Consider the following 20,242-nt stretch of genomic DNA (forward strand, 5'->3'; position numbering starts at 1 on the left):
CACATTTTGATCCTCACTGTGCTTTCATTCTGTCTGCAAGAACGTTGACAAGCCGGTGAAACCCTAACGATACTTCGACAAAGTCATACGACAACCTACAACAATAAATGGAACGCCCATGACCACCTCCACCGCCATTCCATTCAACCGCCTGCTGCTCACTGGCGCCGCCGGCGGGCTGGGCAAGGTACTGCGCGAGCGCATGCGCCCTTACGCCCAGGTGCTGCGCCTGTCGGACATCGCCGACATGGCCCCCGCCGCCGCCCACGAAGAAGTGCAGCCGTGCGATCTCGCCGACAAACAGGCCGTGCACCACCTGGTCGAAGGCGTCGACGCCATCCTGCACTTTGGCGGCGTGTCGGTCGAGCGCCCGTTCGAAGAAGTGCTCGGCGCCAATATCAGCGGGATTTTCCATATCTACGAAGCCGCACGCCGCCATGGCGTCAAGCGCGTGATCTTCGCCAGCTCCAACCACGTGATCGGTTTCTACAAACAGGGCGAGCCACTCGACGCCCACTCGCCGCGCCGCCCGGACAGCTACTACGGCCTGTCCAAGTCCTACGGCGAAGACATGGCCAGTTTCTACTTCGACCGCTACGGCATCGAGACCGTCAGCATCCGCATCGGCTCCTCATTCCCCGAACCGCAGAACCGCCGGATGATGCACACCTGGCTCAGCTTCGACGACCTGACCCAACTGCTCGAACGCGCGCTCTACACGCCAAACGTCGGCCACACCGTGGTGTACGGCATGTCGAACAACCTCGACACTTGGTGGGACAACCGCTACGCCGCGCACCTGGGCTTTGTTCCCAAGGACAGCTCCGAGGTGTTCCGCGCCCAAGTGGAAAAACAACCGCCCGTGCCTGCCGATGACCCGGCAGCGGTGTATCAGGGCGGCGCGTTCTGCGCAGCCGGGCCGTTCGGTGACTGAGTCTGCCTCCAACCCAGGGAATGAGTGGCCATGACCGCTGAATTGATTGTCGACGCCCGCAATGCCGTGGGCGAATGCCCGGTGTGGGTGCCCGAGGAAAACGCCCTGTACTGGGTGGACATCCCCAACGGCGGCCTGCAGCGCTGGAGCGCCGACAGCGGCCACATCGCCGCGTGGACAGCCCCGCAGATGCTCGCCTGCATTGCCCGCACCACCGCCGGCAATTGGGTGGCGGGCATGGAATCGGGCTTTTTCCAGCTCACGCCTTACAACGATGGCAGCCTCGACACCACGCCACTGGCCGGCGTCGAGCACCCGCGCGACGACATGCGCCTCAACGACGGCCGCTGCGACCGGCAGGGCCGTTTCTGGGCCGGCAGCATGGTGCTGAACATGGGTTTGAACGCGGCCGAAGGCACCCTCTATCGCTATGCCAGCGGCGCCGCGCCCCATGCCCAGTTGAACGGTTTCATTACCCTCAACGGCCTGGCCTTCAGCCCCGATGGCCGCACGATGTACGCCTCGGACTCGCACCCGCTGGTGCAGCAGATCTGGGCCTTTGACTACGACACCGACAGCGGCACCCCGAGCAATCGCCGCGTGTTTGTCGACATGCATAAATTCCTCGGCCGCCCCGATGGCGCGGCGGTGGATGCCGACGGCTGCTACTGGATCTGCGCCAACGACGCCGGACTGGTGCACCGTTTCACCCCCGACGGTCGCCTCGACCAGTCACTCACCGTACCGGTGAAAAAACCCACCATGTGCGCCTTCGGCGGCAGCCGTCTGGATACGTTGTTCGTCACCTCGATTCGCGATGACAACAGTGACCAGTCCCTGTCCGGCGGCGTGTTCGCCCTCAACCCCGGCGTCAAGGGACTGCCCGAACCGTGCTTCATCCTCTAGCTGCATCGCTGTGCCTTGAATACAAAAATAACAAGACAGGAGTGATACCCCCATGGACTTCAAACGCACTTTGCTCGTCGCCGCACTGTTCACCCTCAGCAGCGCCGCTCAGGCGCTGGAAATCAAATTCGCCGATATCCACCCCGACGGCTACCCCACCGTGGTCGCCGAAAAGAACATGGGCGCCGCGCTGACCAAAGAGAGCAACGGCGAACTGACCTTCAAGTTCTTCCCTGGCGGCGTGCTGGGCTCCGAGAAAGAAGTGGTCGAACAGGCCCAGGTCGGCGCTGTGCAAATGACCCGCGTCAGCCTCGGCATCGTCGGCCCGGTGGTGCCGGCGGTGAACGTGTTCAACCTGCCGTTCGTGTTCCGCGACCAGGCGCACATGCGCAAGGTCATCGATGGCGAGATCGGCGATGAGATCCTCGCCACCATCACCGACTCCGAATTCGGTCTGGTGGCCCTGGCCTGGATGGACGGCGGCACGCGCAACCTCTACACCAAAAAGCCGGTGCGCAAAATCGAAGACCTCAAGGGCATGAAGATTCGCGTGCAGGGCAACCCGCTGTTCATCGACGCCTTCAACGCCATGGGCGCCAACGGTATCGCCATGGACACCGGCGAGATCTTCAGCGCCCTGCAGACCGGCGTGATCGACGGCGCGGAAAACAACCCGCCGACCCTGCTTGAACACAACCACTTCCAGAACGCCAAGTTCTACACCCTCACCGAACACCTGATCCTGCCCGAGCCCATCGTGATGTCGAAGATCACCTGGAACAAACTCACCCCCGCCCAGCAAGACATGGTGAAAAAGGCCGCCAAGGCCGCGCAGGCCGATGAGCGCGTGTTGTGGGACGCCAAATCCGCCAGCAGCGAAACCAGGCTAAAGGCTGCGGGGGTGGAGTTCATCACCGTCGACAAAAAGCCCTTCTACGACGCCACCGCAGCAGTGCGCGCCAAGTACGGCGCGCCCTACGCTGACCTGATCAAGCGCATCGACGCGGTTCAATAACGCCCTCCTTCCTGACAAGGCCCGGCGCGGTCGGCACCGACGCGCCCGGTCACGGTGAACGCCATGAAGAATCTACTGCTGCGCTTCAATGACCGCCTCTACATGACCTGCATCTGGGTCGCCGGCCTCTCGGTGCTGGGGGTGGCGCTGATCATTCCGTGGGGCATCTTCGCCCGCTACATTCTCGGCACCGGCTCCAGCTGGCCGGAGCCCACCGCGATCCTGCTGATGCTGGTGTTCACCTTCGTCGGCGCCGCCGCCAGCTACCGCGCCGGCGCGCACATGTCGGTGGCCATGGTCACCGACCGCCTGCCGCCCACCCAACGCCGCATCGTCGGCATCCTCTCGCAATTGTTGATGGCGACCATCTGCCTGTTCATGACTATCTGGGGCAGCAAGCTGTGCCTGTCCACCTGGAACCAGTTCATGAGCGCCATCCCCACGCTGCGCGTGGGTATCACCTATATGCCGATCCCGATCGGCGGGCTGCTGACCCTGGTGTTCGTGCTGGAAAAACTCGTGCTGGGCGACCAGAGCCAACGGCGCGTGGTGCGCTTTGACCTGGTGGAAGAAAGCGAAGGAGCTGCCTGATATGGACGCATTGATTCTGCTCGGCAGCTTCATCGCCCTGATCCTGATCGGCATGCCGGTGGCCTATGCCCTGGGCTTGTCGGCGTTGATCGGCGCATGGTGGATCGACATTCCGTTCCAGGCCCTGATGATTCAGGTGGCCGGCGGGGTGAACAAGTTTTCGCTGATGGCGATTCCGTTCTTCGTACTCGCCGGGGCGATCATGGCCGAGGGCGGCATGTCGCGACGGCTGGTGGCATTTGCCGGCGTACTGGTGGGCTTTGTGCGCGGCGGCCTGTCGCTGGTCAACATCATGGCCTCGACGTTTTTTGGCGCCATCTCCGGCTCGTCGGTGGCCGACACCGCCTCGGTGGGCTCGGTGCTGATCCCGGAAATGGAACGCCGTGGCTACCCCCGGGAATTTGCAACGGCGGTCACCGTCAGCGGTTCGGTGCAGGCCCTGCTGACCCCGCCCAGCCATAACTCGGTGCTCTACTCCCTGGCGGCCGGCGGCACGGTATCGATTGCCTCGCTGTTCATGGCCGGCGTGGTGCCGGGGCTGTTGATGAGCGCATGCCTGATGGTGCTGTGCCTGATCTTCGCGAAAAAACGCAACTACCCCAAAGGCGAAGTCATCCCCCTGAAGCAGGCGCTGAAAATCGCCGCCGATGCGCTCTGGGGCCTGATGGCCATGGTGATCATCCTCGGCGGCATCCTCTCGGGCATCTTCACCGCCACCGAGTCGGCGGCGATTGCGGTGCTGTGGGCGTTCTTCGTGACCATGTTCATCTACCGCGACTACAAATGGCACGAGCTGCCCAAGCTGATGCACCGCACGGTGCGCACCATTTCCATCGTGATGATCCTGATCGCCTTCGCCGCCAGCTTCGGCTACATCATGACGCTGATGCAGATCCCGGCGAAGATCACCACGATGTTCCTGACCCTGTCGGACAACCGCTACGTGATTCTGATGTGCATCAACGCCATGCTGCTGTTGCTGGGCACGGTGATGGACATGGCGCCCCTGATCCTCATCCTCACGCCGATCCTGCTGCCGGTGATCGTCGGCATCGGCGTCGACCCGGTGCACTTCGGCATGATCATGCTGGTGAACCTCGGCATCGGCCTGATCACTCCGCCAGTGGGCGCGGTGCTGTTTGTCGGCGCGGCGGTGGGCAAGACCACCATCGAGAAAACCGTGAAGGCGCTGTTGCCATTCTACGCGGTGCTGTTCCTGGTGCTGATCGCGGTGACCTACATCCCGGCACTGTCGCTGTGGCTGCCGAGCGTGGTGTTGTAATGATTGAGCTTGAAGATCACCTGACGCGCCTCACCCTGTCCCCGGCCGTGGGTGGCAGCATCGTCAACTGGACGGTGCGCGCCACCGGGCAGCCGCTGTTGCGACACAGCGATGAGCACGCGATCACTACCGGGTTGCCGGGCAAGCTGGGGTGCTATCCGTTGGCGCCCTGGTCGAACCGGATTGCCGAAGGCGGCTTTGATAACCCCGAGGGTTGGCTGGCGTTGCAGCCCAACAGCCTCACCGAGCCCCTGCCGATTCATGGCTCGGCGTGGCAACAGGCTTGGCAAGTGGTGAGCCGGACGGCGGATGAAGTGGTGCTGGCGGTGGTCTGTGAGACGCCGTTCGCCTACCGCGCCGAGCAGCGGTTTCGCTTGAGCGACGGTGAACTGAGTATTGCGCTGCGGGTGACCCATTTGGCTGCAGAGCCGGCCTGGCACGGGTTGGGATTGCACCCCTACCTGCCCCGCAGGCCGGGCACGCGGCTGCAGGCCAAGGCGTCGCAGGTGTGGATGAGCGATGCCTCCAAATTACCCACGGCGTTGGCGCAGATACCCCAAGCGTGGGACTTTCGCCAACTCAAGGGCCTGCCGGAGGAACCGGTGGATAACGGTTTTTGCCAGTGGGACGGGTACTGCCGGATCGAACAGCCGGAACTGGGCTATGCCCTGGAGTGCCAGGCCACCGGGGCTGATTACTTCCTGCTGTATTGCCCTGCGGGGCTTGAGTTCTTTTGCATCGAGCCGGTGAGCCATCCGGTGAATGCCCACCACCTGCCCGGCCGACCCGGCCTGAAGCTGCTGGAACAACACCAGTCAACCCAGATCGATTTCACCTTGAAATACACCCCCCTGTAACACCAAAAAATCTGTGGGAGGCTCCGCCAAGTCTTCGGCTTAGCGCTGTCGCGCAGAAAACTGGGCCTCTGTGGCGAGCGGGCTTGCCCCGCGTTGGGCTGCGCAGCAGCCCCAAAACCATGTTCTGCGTAGTGTCGGGTACACCGCGTTTTCTTTGATTGGGGGCGCTTCGCCTAGGCTCGGTGTGCCCGAACGCAGGCTTTGGAGCGTGTTTGACGGGGCGCCTAAGATCAAAAGCAAAAGCGCGGCGGCCTGAGAACCGACCGAAATGGGGAATGTGAACGCGATCAAATGTGGGAGCTGGCTTGCCTGCGATAGCGGTGTATCAGGGCGGACTGTTTTTCAAGCGGCCGGCGGTATCGATACTGACCACCACCGACAACCCCGGCCGCAGCCGCTCACTCTCTGCCTGCCCCGGGTCCACAGTGATCCTCACCGGCACCCGCTGAGCGATCTTCACAAAGTTGCCAGTGGCGTTGTCCGCCTGCAACAGGCTGAACTCCGAGCCCGTCGCCGGCGAAATATGCTGCACCGTGCCATGAAACCTGCGGTGGTTCAGCGCATCCACGGTGAAGGTCACCGGCTGGCCGACCTGCACGTCGGCCATCTGGGTTTCTTTCATATTGGCGATCACCCACAGCTGATTGGGCACCAGCGCCATCAACTGCGCGCCGGAATTGACGTAGGCGCCCAGGCGCACGCCGATCTGCCCCAACTGGCCGTCGCGGGGCGCTGTGATGCGCGTGTTGGCCAGGTCGATGCGCGCCAGCGCCACTGCGGCATCGGCGCTCGCCACCGCCGCTTCCAGCGAACCGCGATTGACCATCACGGTCTGCAGGTCCTGCCGCGCGATCTCCAGGTTGGCCTGGGCCTGGGCCACCGCCGCAACGGTTTGTGCCTGGGCGGCGCGGGCCACGTCCAGCTCGCGCCTGGAGACCGAGCCGTCGCTGATCAGTTCTTCATTGCGGCGCAGGTCGGCGCTGCTTTTGCGCGCTTGGGCCTGGCTGTCCACCAGTGCAGCCTGGCGCAGCTTGATGGTGGCTTGCGCGCTGTTGCGCTGCTGCACCACATTGGCCAATGCCGCTTTCTGCACCGCCCGTTGCGCCAGCGCCTGATCGAGGCGCTGCTGGTAGATGCGGTCATCCAGGCGCACCAGCAGGTCGCCGGCCTTGACGTACTGGAAGTCCTGCACCGGCACCTCGAACACATAGCCGCTGAGCTGCGGGCCGATGATCGTCACCTGGCCGCGCACCAAAGCGTTCTCGGTGGTTTCCACCGCACTGCTGAACGGCGGCAACTGCCAGGCGTAGAGCACGATCAGCACACCGACGATGGCAATCGCGGCAAAGCCCAGGGAAGAGATGATGCGCACCCGCAAGGAGCGCGGCTCGGTCGCCGTGGCGCCCGGCGGCGTGCTGCCTTCCGGCGTGGCAGCGATGGCATTGGTGGTTGTGGTGGTCGGTTCGGTCATGAAGGTGCGCCGCTGGGTTGAACGGGAGGAGCTGCCTGGGTGGTGCTCATCAGCCACAGGCTGCGAATGAAGATCCAGCTCATGGTGAGGATCGCGATGATCGCGATCAGCATGAAGACATCGTTGTAGGCCATCACATTCGCCTCACGGGTCGCCGCCGTGGCGAGGCTGCGAATGCCCTGCAGGTTGCGCAGTTGCGGATCGGCGATCACCCCGCCATAGGCCGCCCCGCCGCTCTGCACCCGCGCCGCCACGCGCGGGTCGAGCAGGGTCAGGTGTTCGACGATCATGCTGGAGTGATACTTCTCGCGCACGATCTGGAAGGTGCCGAGCAATGCCGCGCCGATCAGCCCGCCGAGGTTCTGGCAAATGCCGAACATCACCGAGAAGCTCACCAGGTTGCGCGGGTTGGCCAACACGTTTTTGGTGCCGAGCACCATGGTCGGCCCGAGGAAAAACGTGCCGCCGAAGCCCAGCAGGAACTGGCTGACATACAAGTTCTGCGGCCGGGTGAGGTTACTGGAGAAACTGTCCATGACCGAGCCGGTTGCCATCAGCGCCAGGGAAATCACCAGCGGCATCAGCAGGTGCGCCGGGTTGATCGTCAACGCACTGACCACCAGCCCCGCAAGCGCCCCGGCCAGCATCACCACGTACAGCGTGTGCATCTGCTCGTAGCTCATGTTGAGCATCTGCATGAAACCCACCGCGCCGGTGGACTGCTCCGACAGCACCATGCGAATCAGGATCACCGCCAACGCCAGACGAACCATCACCCCGCTGCCGAGCCAGCGCGTCATCAGCAGCGGGTTGGCGCGGTTATGCTCGATGGCAAGGCCCGCCATGATCAGCACCAGGGAACAGGCCGACGCCACGCCGATCCACGGCGCCTCCAGCCACCAGTCGATACGCCCCAGGGACAGCACCGCACACAGCAGGGCCACGCCGGTGGCGAGGATGGCGAAGGTGAGGAAATCGAGTTTTTCAAAGGTCTTGAAGCGGTCGCCGGGCGGCAATTTGAGCAGGAACACGCAACCCAGGCAGATCAGCGCCAGCCCCAGCTCAAACAGGTACAAGCCGCGCCACTCAGCAATCTGCAGCAAGTCTTCAGAGAACAACCGCGCCAACGGCAAGGCCAGCTGCGCGGTGCCCAGCCCGAGCACCAGCGAGCGCAAGCGCCACTTGGCCGGGAAGGCCTGGATCATGTAGTACAAGCCCAACGAACTCAGCGCCGCCCCCACCATGCCATGGGCCGCCCGCACGGCGATGGCCGAGCTGAGGTCGTTAACGAATAAATGGCCGAAGGTCACCAGCACGTACAGCACCAGAAACACCTCGGTGAACGCACGCAGGCCGAACTGCTGGCGAAACTTCACGAGCAACAGGTTCATGCACACATTGGTCATCACATAGGCGGCGGGCAGCCAGGCCATCTCTGCAGTGGTCGCACCCAGGGCGCCCTGCAGGTATTGCAGGTTGGCGATGACCAGCGCGTTACCCAGCCCCCCGGTGATCGCCACCAGCGCACCGACCAGCGCGAACAGCCAGCGCTTGTGGGTGGGATGCAGCGGCGTCGACGGCGAACCGGGCAAGGTCGGTCGCTCGTGGGGCTGCCAGGGGTGGGGGGTGTAGTTGTCCATTCGGTGACCTTGGTGAGCCGACGGGGAAGTCGGTGAAATCCATGCTCAGAGACAGTAAACGCGAGTGGAGTTCATCTTGCCAGCGGTGGTTGGGCAAATGAGTAGACAAATGGAGATCCAAATGTGGGAGGGGCTTGCTCCCGATGGCGGTGGGTCAGCTACACATAAGTTGACTGACCCACCGCCATCGGGAGCAAGCCCCTCCTACATTTTGTACAGTGTTCGGCAGAGAATTCCGGTCGGTTCTCAGGCCGCCGCGCTTTTGCTTTTGATCTGAGGCACCCCGTCAAACACGCTGGCCGGAGGGCATGCCGAGCCTGGGCGAGGCACCGAGTGTAGGGGCGAGGACCTTTTGGTTACTTTTGGCTGGGCCGGCTTCCGGGCCTTCCAAAAGTGACCCGCCGTAAGGGCAGAACCACCAACCGCCGTTACCCCAATAATGGATATGTCCCCCCTAAACCAAAGCCTTCAACAACATCCCAACCGCAACCAATACGCACAAACCGGCAAACCCCACCTGCAATGCCCGCGCTGGAATCACCGAACACAACCGCCTTCCCGCAAGCATGCCGACGACACTCGATCCGATAAACGCCCAGCCCACCGGCTCGATGCTCACCCCCGCATGAAACGCCCCCACCACGCCGATCAGCGAAAGCAGGCTGACAACCATCAGCGAAGTCGCAACGATCCCGCGCATTTGCACATCGGTCAGTTGCTTGAACGCCGGCACGATCAGGAAGCCGCCACCCACGCCCAACAAGCCCGATACAGCACCGGTAACGGCACCCAGTGCAGCCAGGGTGGCGCTGCATTTGGCGGTCCAGGCCAGGCGCCCGGTCTGCTGATTGAGCATGCAGTTCTTCTGCCCCCACAACGCCGCACCATGGTCGCTCGGCCCGGGCTCGATCTTTTCGCGCTGCAGCATGCGCCAGGCCACCAGCACCATCAGCGCGCTGAACAGCCCCATCAGCACCGTTTCCGAGAGCTGATGAGCGACAAACACGCCCAACGGTGAAAACAGCGCACCGAGCAAGGCGATCAACAGCGCGGCGCGATAACGCACCAGCCCGTGGCGCAGGCCGTCAATCGCCCCGACCGCTGCCGCCGCGCCCACGGCGAGCAACGACACCGGCGCGGCCTGGGTCATCGTCAACCCCAGTCCCAACACCAGCGCCGGCACCCCGAGAATGCCGCCGCCCGCGCCGGTCAGGCCCATGACCAGGCCCATCAATACCCCAAGAACACTCGCCAGCAGCATTCAGTCCACCTTGCTCAGGCGGGTCAGCCACTCGCGGCCCTTGAGCATGCCGTTCCAGTAGAACCACGGCAGCAGCGTGGCTTTGAGGAACCACATCGAACGCCGTGCCCGGGTGGGATCGAGGGGAAAGGTCGGCAGCAGCTTGCCGCCGTAGCCGAACTCGGCCAGCACCACCTTGCCCTTCTCCACGGTCAAGGGGCAGGAGCCATAGCCGTCGTACTTGAGCGGCAACGGCGCCTGTTTGCGCAGGGCCAGCAGGTTTTCGGCGACCACCACGATCTGCTTGCGCACCGCTGCGGCGGTCTTGGCATTGCTGGTGCCGCACACATCGCCCAGGCCGAAGATGTGTGGGTAGCGCACATGCTGCAGGCTGTGAGGGTTCACATCACACCAGCCGGCCGCATCGGCCAGCGCGCTTTGGCGGATGAAATCCGGGGAGACTTGCGGCGGCACCACGTGCAGCAGGTCGAAGGACTTTTCCGCAACGCTGACGTTGCCGTCGGCACCCTTCACCTCGAACCAGGCCTTGCGTGCCGGGCCGTCGACCTTGATCAAATTGGAATTGAAGGCCAGCCGCGCGTTGTACTTTTCCACGTACTGCATCAGCGGTGGCACAAAGGTCGCCACGCCGAACAGTGCGGCACCGGCCAGGTTGAACTCGACGTCGATATGTTTCAGGTGGCCCTGTTTGAGCCAGTGATCGCAGGACAGGTACAGGGCTTTCTGCGGCGCACCCGCGCATTTGATCGGCATGGCCGGCTGAGTAAAGATCGCCTTGCCACCCTTGAGTTGCTGCACCAGTTGCCAGGTGTAGGCCGCGTGCTGATAGCTGTAGTTGGAGGTGACACCGTGTTGGCCGAGCGTGTCCTGCAGGCCTTCGACTTTCTCCCAGGCCAGGCGCAGGCCGGGGCAGACGATGAGGTTGCTCCAGCTCACGTGCTGGCCGCTGTCGAGCACCAGGGTTTGCTGGTCGGGCAGCAGCTCGGTGACTGCCGCCTGGATCCAGGTGACGCCGTTGGGCAATACGTCGGCCAGCGGGCGACGGGTCTTTTGCAGGTCGTAGGCACCGCCGCCGACCAACGTCCAGGCGGGCTGGTAACTGTGGTGGTCGCTCGGCTCGATCAGCGTGATGTTCAACTTCGGGTCGCGCTTGAGCAGGCTGGCAAGCAGGCCGATGCCTGCCGAGCCGCCGCCGATGACGACGATATCGCCACTGATGGTTGGGCCCCAGTGTTGTTCGGTCATGGTCTACTGCCTTTTTTTGGTCAATGCACACAGGGACGCTGCCGGATGGCGTCACGCCCGGTTACAGGTCGATCCTTTGCCTCGAACCGTTTTTTTCCCTTAAGCTCGCAAGCCTATGTGGAAAACATCTCGAATGTAAGCCGCAATCCACCACCAAGGACCGCCGCCATGCCCGCGTTGATACAAGCCTTTCTGGACGAGGCGTCGTCGACCTACACCTACGTCCTGTATGAAGCGGACGACGGCCCCTGTGCCATCGTCGACTCGGTGCTCAACTACGACCCGGCCTCCGGGCACACCGATACGCGCCAGGCCGACAAGGTCATCGCCTACGTGCGCGAACATCGCCTGCAGGTGCAGTGGCTGCTGGAAACCCATGCCCATGCCGATCACCTCTCCGCCGCGCCGTACCTGCGCCGCATCCTGGGCGGCAAGATTGCGATCGGTCAGTCGATCAGCAAGGTGCAGGGAGTGTTCAAGAACCTGTTCAACCTGGAGCCGGAGTTCCGCGCCGATGGCTCGCAGTTCGACCATCTGTTTGCGCCGGACGAAATCTTTCATATCGGCGGCTTGAAGGCCCAGGCGCTGCATGTGCCGGGGCATACGCCGGCCGACATGGCGTACCTGATCGACGACCGCCTGATCCTGGTGGGCGACACCCTGTTCATGCCCGACGTCGGCACCGCCCGCTGCGACTTCCCCGGCGGCGATGCGCGGCAGTTGTACGCCTCGATGCGCAAGCTGCTGGCGTTCCCGCCGCACACTCAGCTGTATGTGTGCCATGACTATCCGCCAGAGGGCCGCGAAGCCAGGTGCCTGACTACCGTGGCCGAGCAGCGCGCGGGCAACATCCATGTGCATGACGGTGTGGATGAGGCGACGTTTGTAGCGATGCGCACCACTCGCGATGCCGGGTTGGGGATGCCGACACTGTTGCTGCCGGCAATACAGGTGAATGTGCGGGCGGGAAATATGCCGCCGGCGGAGGAGAATGGCGTGACCTATCTCAAGATCCCCATCAACAAACTTTGACATGCGATTCAAGCCCCCACCGACATTGTTCAGTGTTGAGTCAGGACCCGAGACTGATGCCATTGGCCGGCAGCGGCAACGCCGTCTTGTAGCGCACCTGCTTTAACGCAAAACTCGACCGGATATTGGCCACCCCCGGCACTTTGGTCAGAAAATCCATCATGAACCGCTCCAGCGCCTGAATCGTGGGCACCAGCACCCGGATCAAGTAATCCGGGTCGCCGGCCATCAGGTAGCACTCCATCACTTCCGGCCTGTCCGAAATCGCCCCTTCAAACTGCTGCAGGGCCAGCTCGTTCTGCTTCTCCAGGCTCACGTGAATGAACACATTCACATGCAGCCCCAGCAGATCGGCATCCAGCAGCGTCACCTGCTCGCGGATCAACCCCCGCTCTTCCATGGCCTTCACCCGATTGAAGCACGGCGTGGGCGACAGGTTGACCGAGCGGGCCAGGTCGGCGTTGGTGATGCGGGCGTTCTCCTGCAGTGCGTTGAGAATGCCGATATCCGTACGGTCCAGTTTGCGCATGAGACAAAATCACCTCTTTATTATGTTTATGCAGTTTTTTTATCCGCAAATGATCGGCAACGCAACGAAACACAGATAAATATTCTTCTACGCCCCGCCTATGATTGTTGTAGGACAGGATTTCTTCTACCCGAAGACTGACTGTCAGCTAGCGCGCCCACTACAAGAAATTCACAAGATCGAGCGTAGAAAGCCATGAATCAGCCGTATGCACCGCTGCGCCTGCACGTTCCCGAACCCTCGGGGCGACCAGGTTGCAAGACCGATTTCACCTACCTGCGCCTGACCGACGCAGGCACGGTGCGCAAACCCGCCATCGACGTAGAACCCGCCGACACCGCCGACCTGGCCAAGGGCCTGATCCGCGTGCTTGACGACCAGGGCCAGGCCCTGGGCCCATGGGCCGAAGGCATTCCCGTCGACATCCTGCGCGCCGGCATGCGCGCCATGCTCAAGACGCGCATCTTCGACAACCGCATGGTGGTCGCCCAGCGCCAGAAAAAAATGTCGTTCTACATGCAGAGCCTTGGCGAAGAAGCCATCGGCAGCGCCCAGGCCCTGGCCTTGAACATCGACGACATGTGCTTTCCCACCTACCGCCAGCAAAGCATCCTGATGGCCCGCGATGTGCCGCTGGTGGATCTGATCTGCCAACTGCTGTCCAACGAGCGCGACCCGCTCAAGGGCCGTCAGCTGCCGATCATGTATTCGGTCAAGGATGCCGGCTTCTTCACCATTTCCGGCAACCTCGCCACCCAATTCGTACAAGGCGTGGGCTGGGGCATGGCCTCAGCGATCAAAGGCGATACCAAGATCGCCTCGGCCTGGATCGGCGACGGCGCCACTGCCGAATCGGACTTCCACACCGCCCTCACCTTCGCCCATGTGTACCGCGCCCCGGTGATCCTCAACGTGGTCAATAACCAGTGGGCCATTTCGACCTTCCAGGCCATTGCCGGTGGCGAAGCCACCACCTTCGCCGGACGCGGCGTAGGCTGCGGCATCGCCTCGCTGCGGGTGGACGGCAACGACTTTATTGCGGTGTACGCCGCCTCCGCCTGGGCTGCCGAGCGTGCGCGCCGCAACCTGGGCCCGACCCTGATCGAGTGGGTCACCTACCGCGCCGGCCCGCACTCCACCTCCGATGACCCGTCCAAATATCGCCCGGCCGACGACTGGAGCCACTTTCCCCTCGGCGACCCGATTGCGCGCCTCAAGCAGCACCTGATCAGGATCGGCCAGTGGTCCGAAGAGGAACACGCGGCGGTCAGCGCCGAACTTGAAGCCGACGTGATCGCCGCGCAAAAACAGGCCGAACAGTACGGCACCCTCGCCGGCGGCCAGATTCCAAGCGCCGCGACCATGTTCGAAGACGTCTACAAAGAGATGCCGGAGCACTTGAAGCGCCAGCGTCAGGAGTTGGGGATCTGACCATGAACGATCACAACAACAGCATCGAAGTGGAAACCGCCATGACCACCACCACCATGACCATGATCCAGGCGCTGCGCTCGGCCATGGACGTGATGCTTGAGCGCGACGACAACGTGGTGGTGTTCGGCCAGGATGTCGGCTACTTCGGCGGCGTGTTCCGCTGCACCGAAGGCTTGCAGACCAAATACGGCAGCTCGCGGGTGTTCGACGCACCGATCTCCGAAAGCGGCATCGTCGGCGTGGCTGTGGGCATGGGCGCGTATGGCCTGCGCCCGGTCGCCGAAATCCAGTTCGCCGACTACGTCTACCCCGCCACCGACCAGATCATCTCCGAAGCCGCGCGCCTGCGTTACCGTTCGGCCGGCCAGTTCACCGCGCCGCTGACCATGCGCATGCCCTGCGGCGGCGGCATCTATGGCGGCCAAACCCACAGCCAGAGCATCGAAGCGGTGTTCACTCAAGTGTGCGGGCTGCGCACGGTGATGCCGTCCAACCCTTACGACGCCAAAGGCCTGTTGATCGCCTCCATTGAAAACGATGACCCGGTGATCTTCCTTGAGCCCAAGCGCCTCTACAACGGCCCGTTCGACGGCCACCACGACCGCCCGGTGACGCCGTGGTCGAAACACCCGCAGGCGCAAGTGCCGGACGGCTACTACACCGTGCCGCTGGACGTGGCCGCCATCGTGCGCACGGGGTCCGCCGTGACCGTGCTGACCTATGGCACCACCGTGTACGTATCGCAGGTCGCCGCCGAAGAAACCGGCATCGACGCCGAAGTCATCGACCTGCGCAGCCTGTGGCCGCTGGACCTGGACACCATCGTCAAGTCGGTGAAAAAGACCGGCCGCTGCGTGGTGGTGCACGAAGCCACGCGCACCTGCGGCTTCGGCGCCGAGCTGGTGGCGCTGGTGCAGGAGCACTGCTTCCACCACCTGGAAGCGCCAATCGAGCGCGTCACCGGGTGGGACACGCCCTACCCGCACGCGCAGGAGTGGGCGTATTTCCCAGGGCCGACCCGCGTGGGCGCGGCGTTGAAACGGGTCATGGAGGTCTGAATGGGCACGCACGTTATCAAGATGCCGGACATTGGCGAAGGCATCGCAGAAGTTGAGTTGTCGGTGTGGCATGTAAAGGTCGGCGACATGGTCGTCGAAGACCAGGTGCTGGCGGATGTGATGACCGACAAGGCGATGGTGGACATTCCCTCGCCGGTGCACGGCAAGGTGATTGCCCTCGGCGGCGAGCCGGGTGAAGTGATGGCCGTGGGCAGTGTACTGATCAGTATTGAAGTGGAAGGCGCGGGCAATGCCAAAGAGGCGCCGGCCGTGGCTGCAAGCGAGCCCGTGCAGACCGCTCCGGTGGTGGTCGCCAAACCAGCGCTGCCGGTGACGCAAGCGAAACCCGCAGCAGCGCCGGTGGCCCGTGAAGGCGACGAACGCCCGCTGGCCTCCCCCGCCGTGCGCAAGCATGCGCTGGATGCCGGCATTCAATTGCGCCTGGTGCAGGGTTCCGGCCCGGCCGGGCGAATCCTGCATGAAGACCTCGACGCGTATCTGCAACAGGGTTCGGCGAAGGCTTCCATGGCGTCGAACCCTTACGCCGAACGCCACGATGAAGAGCAGATCCCGGTGATCGGCATGCGCCGCAAGATCGCCCAGCGCATGCAGGACGCCACCCGCCGCGCCGCGCATTTCAGCTATGTGGAAGAAATCGACGTGACGGCGCTGGACGAGTTGCGCGTACACCTTAACGAGAAGCATGGCGCCACCCGCGGCAAGCTGACCCTGTTGCCGTTTATCGTGCGGGCCATGGTCGTCGCGCTGCGGGAGTTTCCGCAGATCAACGCGCGTTACGACGACGAGGCTCAGGTGATTACTCGCCTGGGCGCGGTGCATGTGGGCGTTGCCACCCAGAGCGATGTCGGCCTGATGGTGCCGGTGGTGCGTCACGCCGAGGGGCGCAGCCTGTGGGGCAATGCCGAGGAAATCGCGCGACTGGCCGCCGCTGCGCGCAACGGCAAGGCCAGCCGTGAGGAGCTGTCCGGCTCGACCATCACCCTGACCAGCCTCGGCGCGTTGGGCGGCATCGTCAGCACACCGGTGCTGAACCTGCCGGAGGTGGCCATTGTCGGCGTCAACCGTATCGTTGAGCGGCCGATGGTGGTCAAGGGCCAGATCGTGGTGCGCAAGATGATGAACCTCTCCAGTTCCTTCGATCACCGCGTGGTCGATGGCATGGACGCGGCGCAATTCATCCAGGCCATTCGCGGCCTGCTCGAACAACCCGCCAGCCTGTTCCTGGAGTAAGGGCATGACCCAGACATTACACACCACGCTGCTGATCATCGGCGGCGGTCCCGGCGGCTATGTGGCGGCGATTCGCGCCGGCCAACTGGGCATCCCGACCATCCTGGTGGAAGGCCAGGCCCTGGGCGGCACCTGCCTGAACATCGGCTGTATTCCGTCCAAGGCACTGATCCATGTGGCCGAGCAATTTCAGCAGACCGAGCATCACAGCCAGGGGTCGGCGCTGGGCATCGAAGTGGCTGCGCCCACCCTGAACATTCAGAAAAGCGTGGAATGGAAAGACGCCATCGTCGACCGCCTGACCACCGGTGTCGCCGCGCTGCTGAAGAAGCACAAGGTGCAGGTGATCCACGGCTGGGCCAGGGTGGTGGACGGCAAGACCGTCGAGGTCGGCGACCAGCGCATCCAGTGCGAACACCTGGTGCTGGCCACCGGTTCGAAAAGCGTCAACCTGCCGATGCTGCCCATTGGCGGGCCGATCATTTCGTCCACCGAAGCGCTGTCGCCGCAACGGGTGCCCAAGCGCCTGATCGTGGTGGGTGGCGGTTATATCGGCCTCGAGCTGGGCATTGCCTATCGCAAGCTGGGGGCGGACGTGAGCGTGGTTGAGGCGCAGGATCGCATCCTGCCGGCGTACGACGCCGAGCTGACGCAGCCGGTGGCCGATTCGCTCAAGCACTTGGGCGTGACGCTTTACCTTCAGCACAGCGTGACCGGTTTTGCCGACAACCGCCTGCAGGTGCGTGATCCGAATGGCGAGACCCTGTCCCTGGACACCGACCAGGTGCTGGTGGCCGTGGGCCGCACCCCCAACACCCGAGGCTGGAACCTCGAAGCGCTGAACCTGGACATGAACGGCGCGGCGATCAACATCGACAGCCGCTGCCAGACCAGCATGCGCAACGTGTATGCCATCGGCGACCTCAGCGGCGAGCCGATGCTGGCGCACCGCGCCATGGCCCAGGGCGAAATGGTCGCCGAACTGATCAGCGGCAAGGCCCGCGAATTCAACCCGGCGGCGATTCCGGCGGTGTGCTTCACCGACCCGGAGCTGGTGGTGGTCGGCAAGACCCCGGAGCACGCCACGGCCGCAGGCCTGGATTGCATCGTGGCAAGCTTCCCGTTCGCGGCCAATGGGCGGGCGATGACACTGGGGTCCAAAAGTGGCTTCGTGCGAGTGGTAGCGCGGCGTGACAACCACCTGATTGTCGGCTGGCAGGCGGTGGGAGTGGGTGTGTCGGAGCTGTCCACCGCGTTTGGCCTGAGCCTGGAGATGGGCGCGCGCCTGGAAGATGTGGCGGGCACCATTCACGCCCATCCGACCCTCGGCGAAGCGGTGCAGGAGGCGGCATTAAGGGCTTTGGGTCACGCGTTGCACCTGTAAAACCGGGATGGGGCCATCGCAGGCAAGCCAGCGATGGCGATACAGAGGCTGAAGCTGTCCACCCTGTGGCTCCCACACCGGCCAAGAATGCAGTATTGTTGCCACCATCCAGAAAAAACCGACTTGACCAGAGATAGAGGGTGTCATGGGTAACGAAAGCATCAATTGGGACAAGCTGGGTTTTGACTACATCAAGACCGACAAACGTTTTCTCCAGGTCTGGAAAAACGGCGAATGGCAGGAAGGCACCCTGACCGACGACAACGTGCTGCACATCAGCGAGGGCTCCACCGCCCTGCACTATGGTCAGCAGTGCTTTGAAGGCCTCAAGGCCTACCGCTGCAAGGACGGCTCGATCAACCTGTTCCGCCCGGACCAGAACGCCGCGCGCATGCAGCGCAGCTGTGCGCGCCTGCTGATGCCGCACGTGTCCACCGAAGACTTCATCAACGCCTGCAAACAAGTGGTCAAGGCCAACGAGCGGTTCGTCCCGCCATACGGCAGCGGCGGCGCGCTGTACCTGCGCCCGTTCGTGATCGGCACTGGTGACAACATCGGCGTGCGCACGGCGCCGGAGTTCATCTTCTCGGTCTTTGCCATCCCGGTCGGCGCCTACTTCAAGGGCGGCCTGGTGCCCCACAACTTCCAGATTTCCACCTTCGACCGCGCCGCGCCACAAGGCACCGGTGCCGCCAAGGTCGGTGGCAACTACGCTGCCAGCCTGATGCCGGGTTCCGAAGCCAAGAAGTCCGGTTTCGCCGATGCGATCTACCTCGACCCGATGACCCACTCGAAAATCGAGGAAGTCGGCTCGGCCAACTTCTTCGGAATCACCCACGATAACCAGTTCATCACGCCGAAGTCGCCGTCGGTGCTGCCGGGCATCACCCGCCTGTCGCTGATCGAACTGGCCGAAACCCGCCTGGGCCTCACCGTGGTCGAGGGCGACGTGTTCATCGACAAGCTGGACCAGTTCAAGGAAGCCGGCGCCTGCGGTACTGCTGCCGTGATTTCGCCGATTGGCGGCATCCAGTACAACGGCAAGATGCATGTGTTCCACAGCGAAACCGAAGTGGGCCCGGTCACCCAGAAGCTCTACAAAGAGCTGACCGGCGTGCAGACTGGCGATGTTGAAGCGCCGGCGGGCTGGATCGTCAAGGTCTGATCCGGCAACACCGCAAAACACTGTGGGAGGGGGCTTGCTCCCGATGGCAATGGGTCAGTCAGCACCTGTATTGACTGACACACCGCCATCGGGAGCAAGCCCCTCCCACATTTGCTTGCAGCGCTCTCAGGAGGGCGGCGGAATATTCTCGGCAATCTTCTTGCCCATGCTGGTCCTCGGCTCCACGCCATACCCCAGCGCCTCATAGAACCCCACCACGGCCTCATTGCCGCCGCTGATCTGCAGGTTGATCTTCATGCAACCCAGCGCAGTCAACGCCTGTTCGGCATGGCGCACCAGTGAAGAGCCCAGGCCGTGCCGACGATAGTCCGCATGCACCGCCACCGAATACAACCAGCCGCGATGACCGTCATACCCGGCGAGAATCGTACCAATCACGGCTTTTTTATCCGTCGCCACAAAAAACAAACCGTCGTTGACCGCCAGCTTTTTATCGATGGCCAGGGTTGGCAGGTTATGCGCGGTGTCGTAGCCAAAGGCTTCCCGCCATAACGCCGCCACCTGTGCGCGATGCTGACGGTCGCGATACAGCCCGATGGGGTGGCGCGACGACAGCGCCTTTTCCATCACCAGCGTGCGCTCATTGCCGTGGTAAACGTTGCGTACCGTGTGAAACCCCAGCCGGGTATAGAACGGCTCGGCCGTCAGCGAGGACGGCACGCTCAATACCGTTACGCCGGCTTCACGGGCCCGCAGTTCGATTTCGATCATCAGCAGCCGGCCAATGCCCTGCCCTTGCAGCGCCGGGTTGACGAACACCGAACGCACCACATTGCCGTCGAGGGCCGCCGTGGCGACGATGGTCTGATCCTGAGTGGCCACCAGCACGACGCGGCGTTCGAGCAGCGTCAGCACCGCCTCGGGACTGAAGTTGCCCGCCACCCGGGCAATCACATCGGCCGGGTAATCCCGCGCATTGCTGCTGTGCAAGGCCGCCAGGATGACCTGGCTGATGCCCTCGGCATCGGCGGTTTGGGCGAGGCGAACGGCGGTAGACATGATTCCTCCTGGCTGACGGCGGTTAAGCAAACGCCACAATACCAATGTGGGAGCGGGCTTGCTCGCGAATGCGGCGTATCAATCACTGAAGATGACCACCAATCCAGCGTCGTCGCGAGCAGGCCCGCTTTTATCAAGCGCACAATAACGTGTTGATTTTAAAGCCT

At 63.2% G+C, this 20,242-nt stretch carries 18 protein-coding genes; 12 read left to right on the plus strand and 6 right to left on the minus strand.

Annotation, left to right across the window (positions count from 1 at the left end):
- The first annotated feature begins 118 nt into the window (after window positions 1-118).
- From VRB54_RS15140 to VRB54_RS15165, 6 genes are all read left to right on the plus strand, one after another.
- On the plus strand, window positions 119-934 hold the full coding sequence (locus VRB54_RS15140; protein ID WP_338477839.1) for an NAD(P)-dependent oxidoreductase: 816 nt from the start codon (window positions 119-121) through the stop codon (window positions 932-934).
- A gap of 30 nt (window positions 935-964) precedes the next feature.
- Window positions 965-1,840, plus strand: coding sequence for an SMP-30/gluconolactonase/LRE family protein (locus tag VRB54_RS15145; RefSeq protein ID WP_338477840.1), 876 nt, complete (start codon window positions 965-967; stop codon window positions 1,838-1,840).
- A gap of 52 nt (window positions 1,841-1,892) precedes the next feature.
- Window positions 1,893-2,855 carry a TRAP transporter substrate-binding protein gene (locus VRB54_RS15150; RefSeq protein WP_338477841.1) on the plus strand — a complete coding sequence of 321 codons (963 nt, stop codon included), beginning with the start codon at window positions 1,893-1,895 and terminating at the stop codon, window positions 2,853-2,855.
- Between the two features lie 63 nt (window positions 2,856-2,918).
- A complete protein-coding gene (locus VRB54_RS15155; RefSeq protein WP_338477842.1) occupies window positions 2,919-3,446 on the plus strand; it encodes a TRAP transporter small permease in 528 nt (175 codons plus the stop codon).
- A gap of 1 nt (window position 3,447) precedes the next feature.
- Window positions 3,448-4,728 carry a TRAP transporter large permease gene (locus tag VRB54_RS15160; protein ID WP_338477843.1) on the plus strand — a complete coding sequence of 427 codons (1,281 nt, stop codon included), beginning with the start codon at window positions 3,448-3,450 and terminating at the stop codon, window positions 4,726-4,728.
- Window positions 4,728-5,585 (plus strand): aldose 1-epimerase, encoded by an 858-nt coding sequence (locus VRB54_RS15165; protein ID WP_338477844.1) that lies wholly within the window; start codon window positions 4,728-4,730, stop codon window positions 5,583-5,585. The genes VRB54_RS15160 and VRB54_RS15165 overlap by 1 nt, the downstream gene beginning before the upstream one ends.
- Before the next feature lie 325 nt (window positions 5,586-5,910).
- Here VRB54_RS15165 and VRB54_RS15170 read toward each other — a convergent pair whose 3' ends face one another.
- The 4 genes from VRB54_RS15170 to VRB54_RS15185 all read right to left on the minus strand — a co-directional run bounded on the left by VRB54_RS15170 (window position 5,911) and on the right by VRB54_RS15185 (window position 11,202).
- Window positions 5,911-7,056 (minus strand): HlyD family secretion protein, encoded by a 1,146-nt coding sequence (locus VRB54_RS15170; RefSeq protein WP_338477845.1) that lies wholly within the window; start codon window positions 7,054-7,056, stop codon window positions 5,911-5,913.
- The gene (locus VRB54_RS15175) at window positions 7,053-8,696 is read right to left on the minus strand and encodes an MFS transporter (RefSeq protein ID WP_338477846.1); all 1,644 of its coding nucleotides are present in this window, start codon (window positions 8,694-8,696) and stop codon (window positions 7,053-7,055) included. The genes VRB54_RS15170 and VRB54_RS15175 overlap by 4 nt, the downstream gene beginning before the upstream one ends.
- Before the next feature lie 454 nt (window positions 8,697-9,150).
- Window positions 9,151-9,957, minus strand: coding sequence for a sulfite exporter TauE/SafE family protein (locus VRB54_RS15180; protein WP_338477847.1), 807 nt, complete (start codon window positions 9,955-9,957; stop codon window positions 9,151-9,153).
- Window positions 9,958-11,202: an FAD/NAD(P)-binding oxidoreductase gene (locus VRB54_RS15185; protein WP_338477848.1), complete on the minus strand. Its 1,245-nt coding sequence runs from the start codon at window positions 11,200-11,202 to the stop codon at window positions 9,958-9,960. It abuts the gene before it with no gap.
- A gap of 168 nt (window positions 11,203-11,370) precedes the next feature.
- Between VRB54_RS15185 and VRB54_RS15190 the strand changes: the two genes are divergently transcribed.
- Window positions 11,371-12,234, plus strand: a complete 864-nt coding sequence (locus VRB54_RS15190) for an MBL fold metallo-hydrolase (protein WP_338477849.1) — start codon at window positions 11,371-11,373, stop codon at window positions 12,232-12,234.
- 40 nt (window positions 12,235-12,274) lie between these two features.
- Here VRB54_RS15190 and bkdR read toward each other — a convergent pair whose 3' ends face one another.
- A complete protein-coding gene (bkdR, locus tag VRB54_RS15195) occupies window positions 12,275-12,763 on the minus strand; it encodes a Bkd operon transcriptional regulator BkdR (RefSeq protein WP_338477850.1) in 489 nt (162 codons plus the stop codon).
- A gap of 195 nt (window positions 12,764-12,958) precedes the next feature.
- Between bkdR and VRB54_RS15200 the strand changes: the two genes are divergently transcribed.
- The 5 genes from VRB54_RS15200 to VRB54_RS15220 all read left to right on the plus strand — a co-directional run bounded on the left by VRB54_RS15200 (window position 12,959) and on the right by VRB54_RS15220 (window position 19,055).
- Window positions 12,959-14,194, plus strand: a complete 1,236-nt coding sequence (locus VRB54_RS15200; protein ID WP_338477851.1) for a 3-methyl-2-oxobutanoate dehydrogenase (2-methylpropanoyl-transferring) subunit alpha — start codon at window positions 12,959-12,961, stop codon at window positions 14,192-14,194.
- Between the two features lie 2 nt (window positions 14,195-14,196).
- Window positions 14,197-15,255 (plus strand): alpha-ketoacid dehydrogenase subunit beta, encoded by a 1,059-nt coding sequence (locus VRB54_RS15205; protein ID WP_338477852.1) that lies wholly within the window; start codon window positions 14,197-14,199, stop codon window positions 15,253-15,255.
- Window positions 15,256-16,506 carry a dihydrolipoamide acetyltransferase family protein gene (locus tag VRB54_RS15210; protein ID WP_338477853.1) on the plus strand — a complete coding sequence of 417 codons (1,251 nt, stop codon included), beginning with the start codon at window positions 15,256-15,258 and terminating at the stop codon, window positions 16,504-16,506. It begins immediately after the preceding gene.
- Between the two features lie 4 nt (window positions 16,507-16,510).
- A complete protein-coding gene (gene lpdA, locus VRB54_RS15215) occupies window positions 16,511-17,890 on the plus strand; it encodes a dihydrolipoyl dehydrogenase (RefSeq protein ID WP_338477855.1) in 1,380 nt (459 codons plus the stop codon).
- A 145-nt stretch (window positions 17,891-18,035) separates the two neighbouring features.
- Complete coding sequence (locus tag VRB54_RS15220) at window positions 18,036-19,055, plus strand: branched-chain amino acid aminotransferase (RefSeq protein ID WP_338477856.1); 1,020 nt, start codon at window positions 18,036-18,038, stop codon at window positions 19,053-19,055.
- Between the two features lie 126 nt (window positions 19,056-19,181).
- Here VRB54_RS15220 and VRB54_RS15225 read toward each other — a convergent pair whose 3' ends face one another.
- Window positions 19,182-20,075: a GNAT family acetyltransferase gene (locus tag VRB54_RS15225; protein ID WP_338477857.1), complete on the minus strand. Its 894-nt coding sequence runs from the start codon at window positions 20,073-20,075 to the stop codon at window positions 19,182-19,184.
- Between the last annotated feature and the right edge of the window lie 167 nt (window positions 20,076-20,242).

It is taken from the genome of Pseudomonas trivialis, assembly GCF_036864995.1.
Classification (GTDB): domain Bacteria; phylum Pseudomonadota; class Gammaproteobacteria; order Pseudomonadales; family Pseudomonadaceae; genus Aquipseudomonas; species Aquipseudomonas trivialis.

Bases quoted from the DNA above. Each gene is read 5' to 3' on its own strand.
- VRB54_RS15165 (WP_338477844.1), top strand. From the start codon at position 4,728: ATGATTGAGCTTGAAGATCACCTGACGCGCCTCACCCTGTCCCCGGCC.
- VRB54_RS15140 (WP_338477839.1), top strand. From the start codon at position 119: ATGACCACCTCCACCGCCATTCCATTCAACCGCCTGCTGCTCACTGGC.
- VRB54_RS15220 (WP_338477856.1), top strand. From the start codon at position 18,036: ATGGGTAACGAAAGCATCAATTGGGACAAGCTGGGTTTTGACTACATC.
- lpdA (WP_338477855.1), top strand. From the start codon at position 16,511: ATGACCCAGACATTACACACCACGCTGCTGATCATCGGCGGCGGTCCC.
- VRB54_RS15175 (WP_338477846.1), bottom strand. From the start codon at position 8,696: ATGGACAACTACACCCCCCACCCCTGGCAGCCCCACGAGCGACCGACC.
- VRB54_RS15170 (WP_338477845.1), bottom strand. From the start codon at position 7,056: ATGACCGAACCGACCACCACAACCACCAATGCCATCGCTGCCACGCCG.
- VRB54_RS15155 (WP_338477842.1), top strand. From the start codon at position 2,919: ATGAAGAATCTACTGCTGCGCTTCAATGACCGCCTCTACATGACCTGC.
- VRB54_RS15205 (WP_338477852.1), top strand. From the start codon at position 14,197: ATGAACGATCACAACAACAGCATCGAAGTGGAAACCGCCATGACCACC.
- VRB54_RS15200 (WP_338477851.1), top strand. From the start codon at position 12,959: ATGAATCAGCCGTATGCACCGCTGCGCCTGCACGTTCCCGAACCCTCG.
- VRB54_RS15185 (WP_338477848.1), bottom strand. From the start codon at position 11,202: ATGACCGAACAACACTGGGGCCCAACCATCAGTGGCGATATCGTCGTC.
- VRB54_RS15180 (WP_338477847.1), bottom strand. From the start codon at position 9,957: ATGCTGCTGGCGAGTGTTCTTGGGGTATTGATGGGCCTGGTCATGGGC.
- VRB54_RS15190 (WP_338477849.1), top strand. From the start codon at position 11,371: ATGCCCGCGTTGATACAAGCCTTTCTGGACGAGGCGTCGTCGACCTAC.
- bkdR (WP_338477850.1), bottom strand. From the start codon at position 12,763: ATGCGCAAACTGGACCGTACGGATATCGGCATTCTCAACGCACTGCAG.
- VRB54_RS15150 (WP_338477841.1), top strand. From the start codon at position 1,893: ATGGACTTCAAACGCACTTTGCTCGTCGCCGCACTGTTCACCCTCAGC.
- VRB54_RS15160 (WP_338477843.1), top strand. From the start codon at position 3,448: ATGGACGCATTGATTCTGCTCGGCAGCTTCATCGCCCTGATCCTGATC.
- VRB54_RS15210 (WP_338477853.1), top strand. From the start codon at position 15,256: ATGGGCACGCACGTTATCAAGATGCCGGACATTGGCGAAGGCATCGCA.
- VRB54_RS15225 (WP_338477857.1), bottom strand. From the start codon at position 20,075: ATGTCTACCGCCGTTCGCCTCGCCCAAACCGCCGATGCCGAGGGCATC.
- VRB54_RS15145 (WP_338477840.1), top strand. From the start codon at position 965: ATGACCGCTGAATTGATTGTCGACGCCCGCAATGCCGTGGGCGAATGC.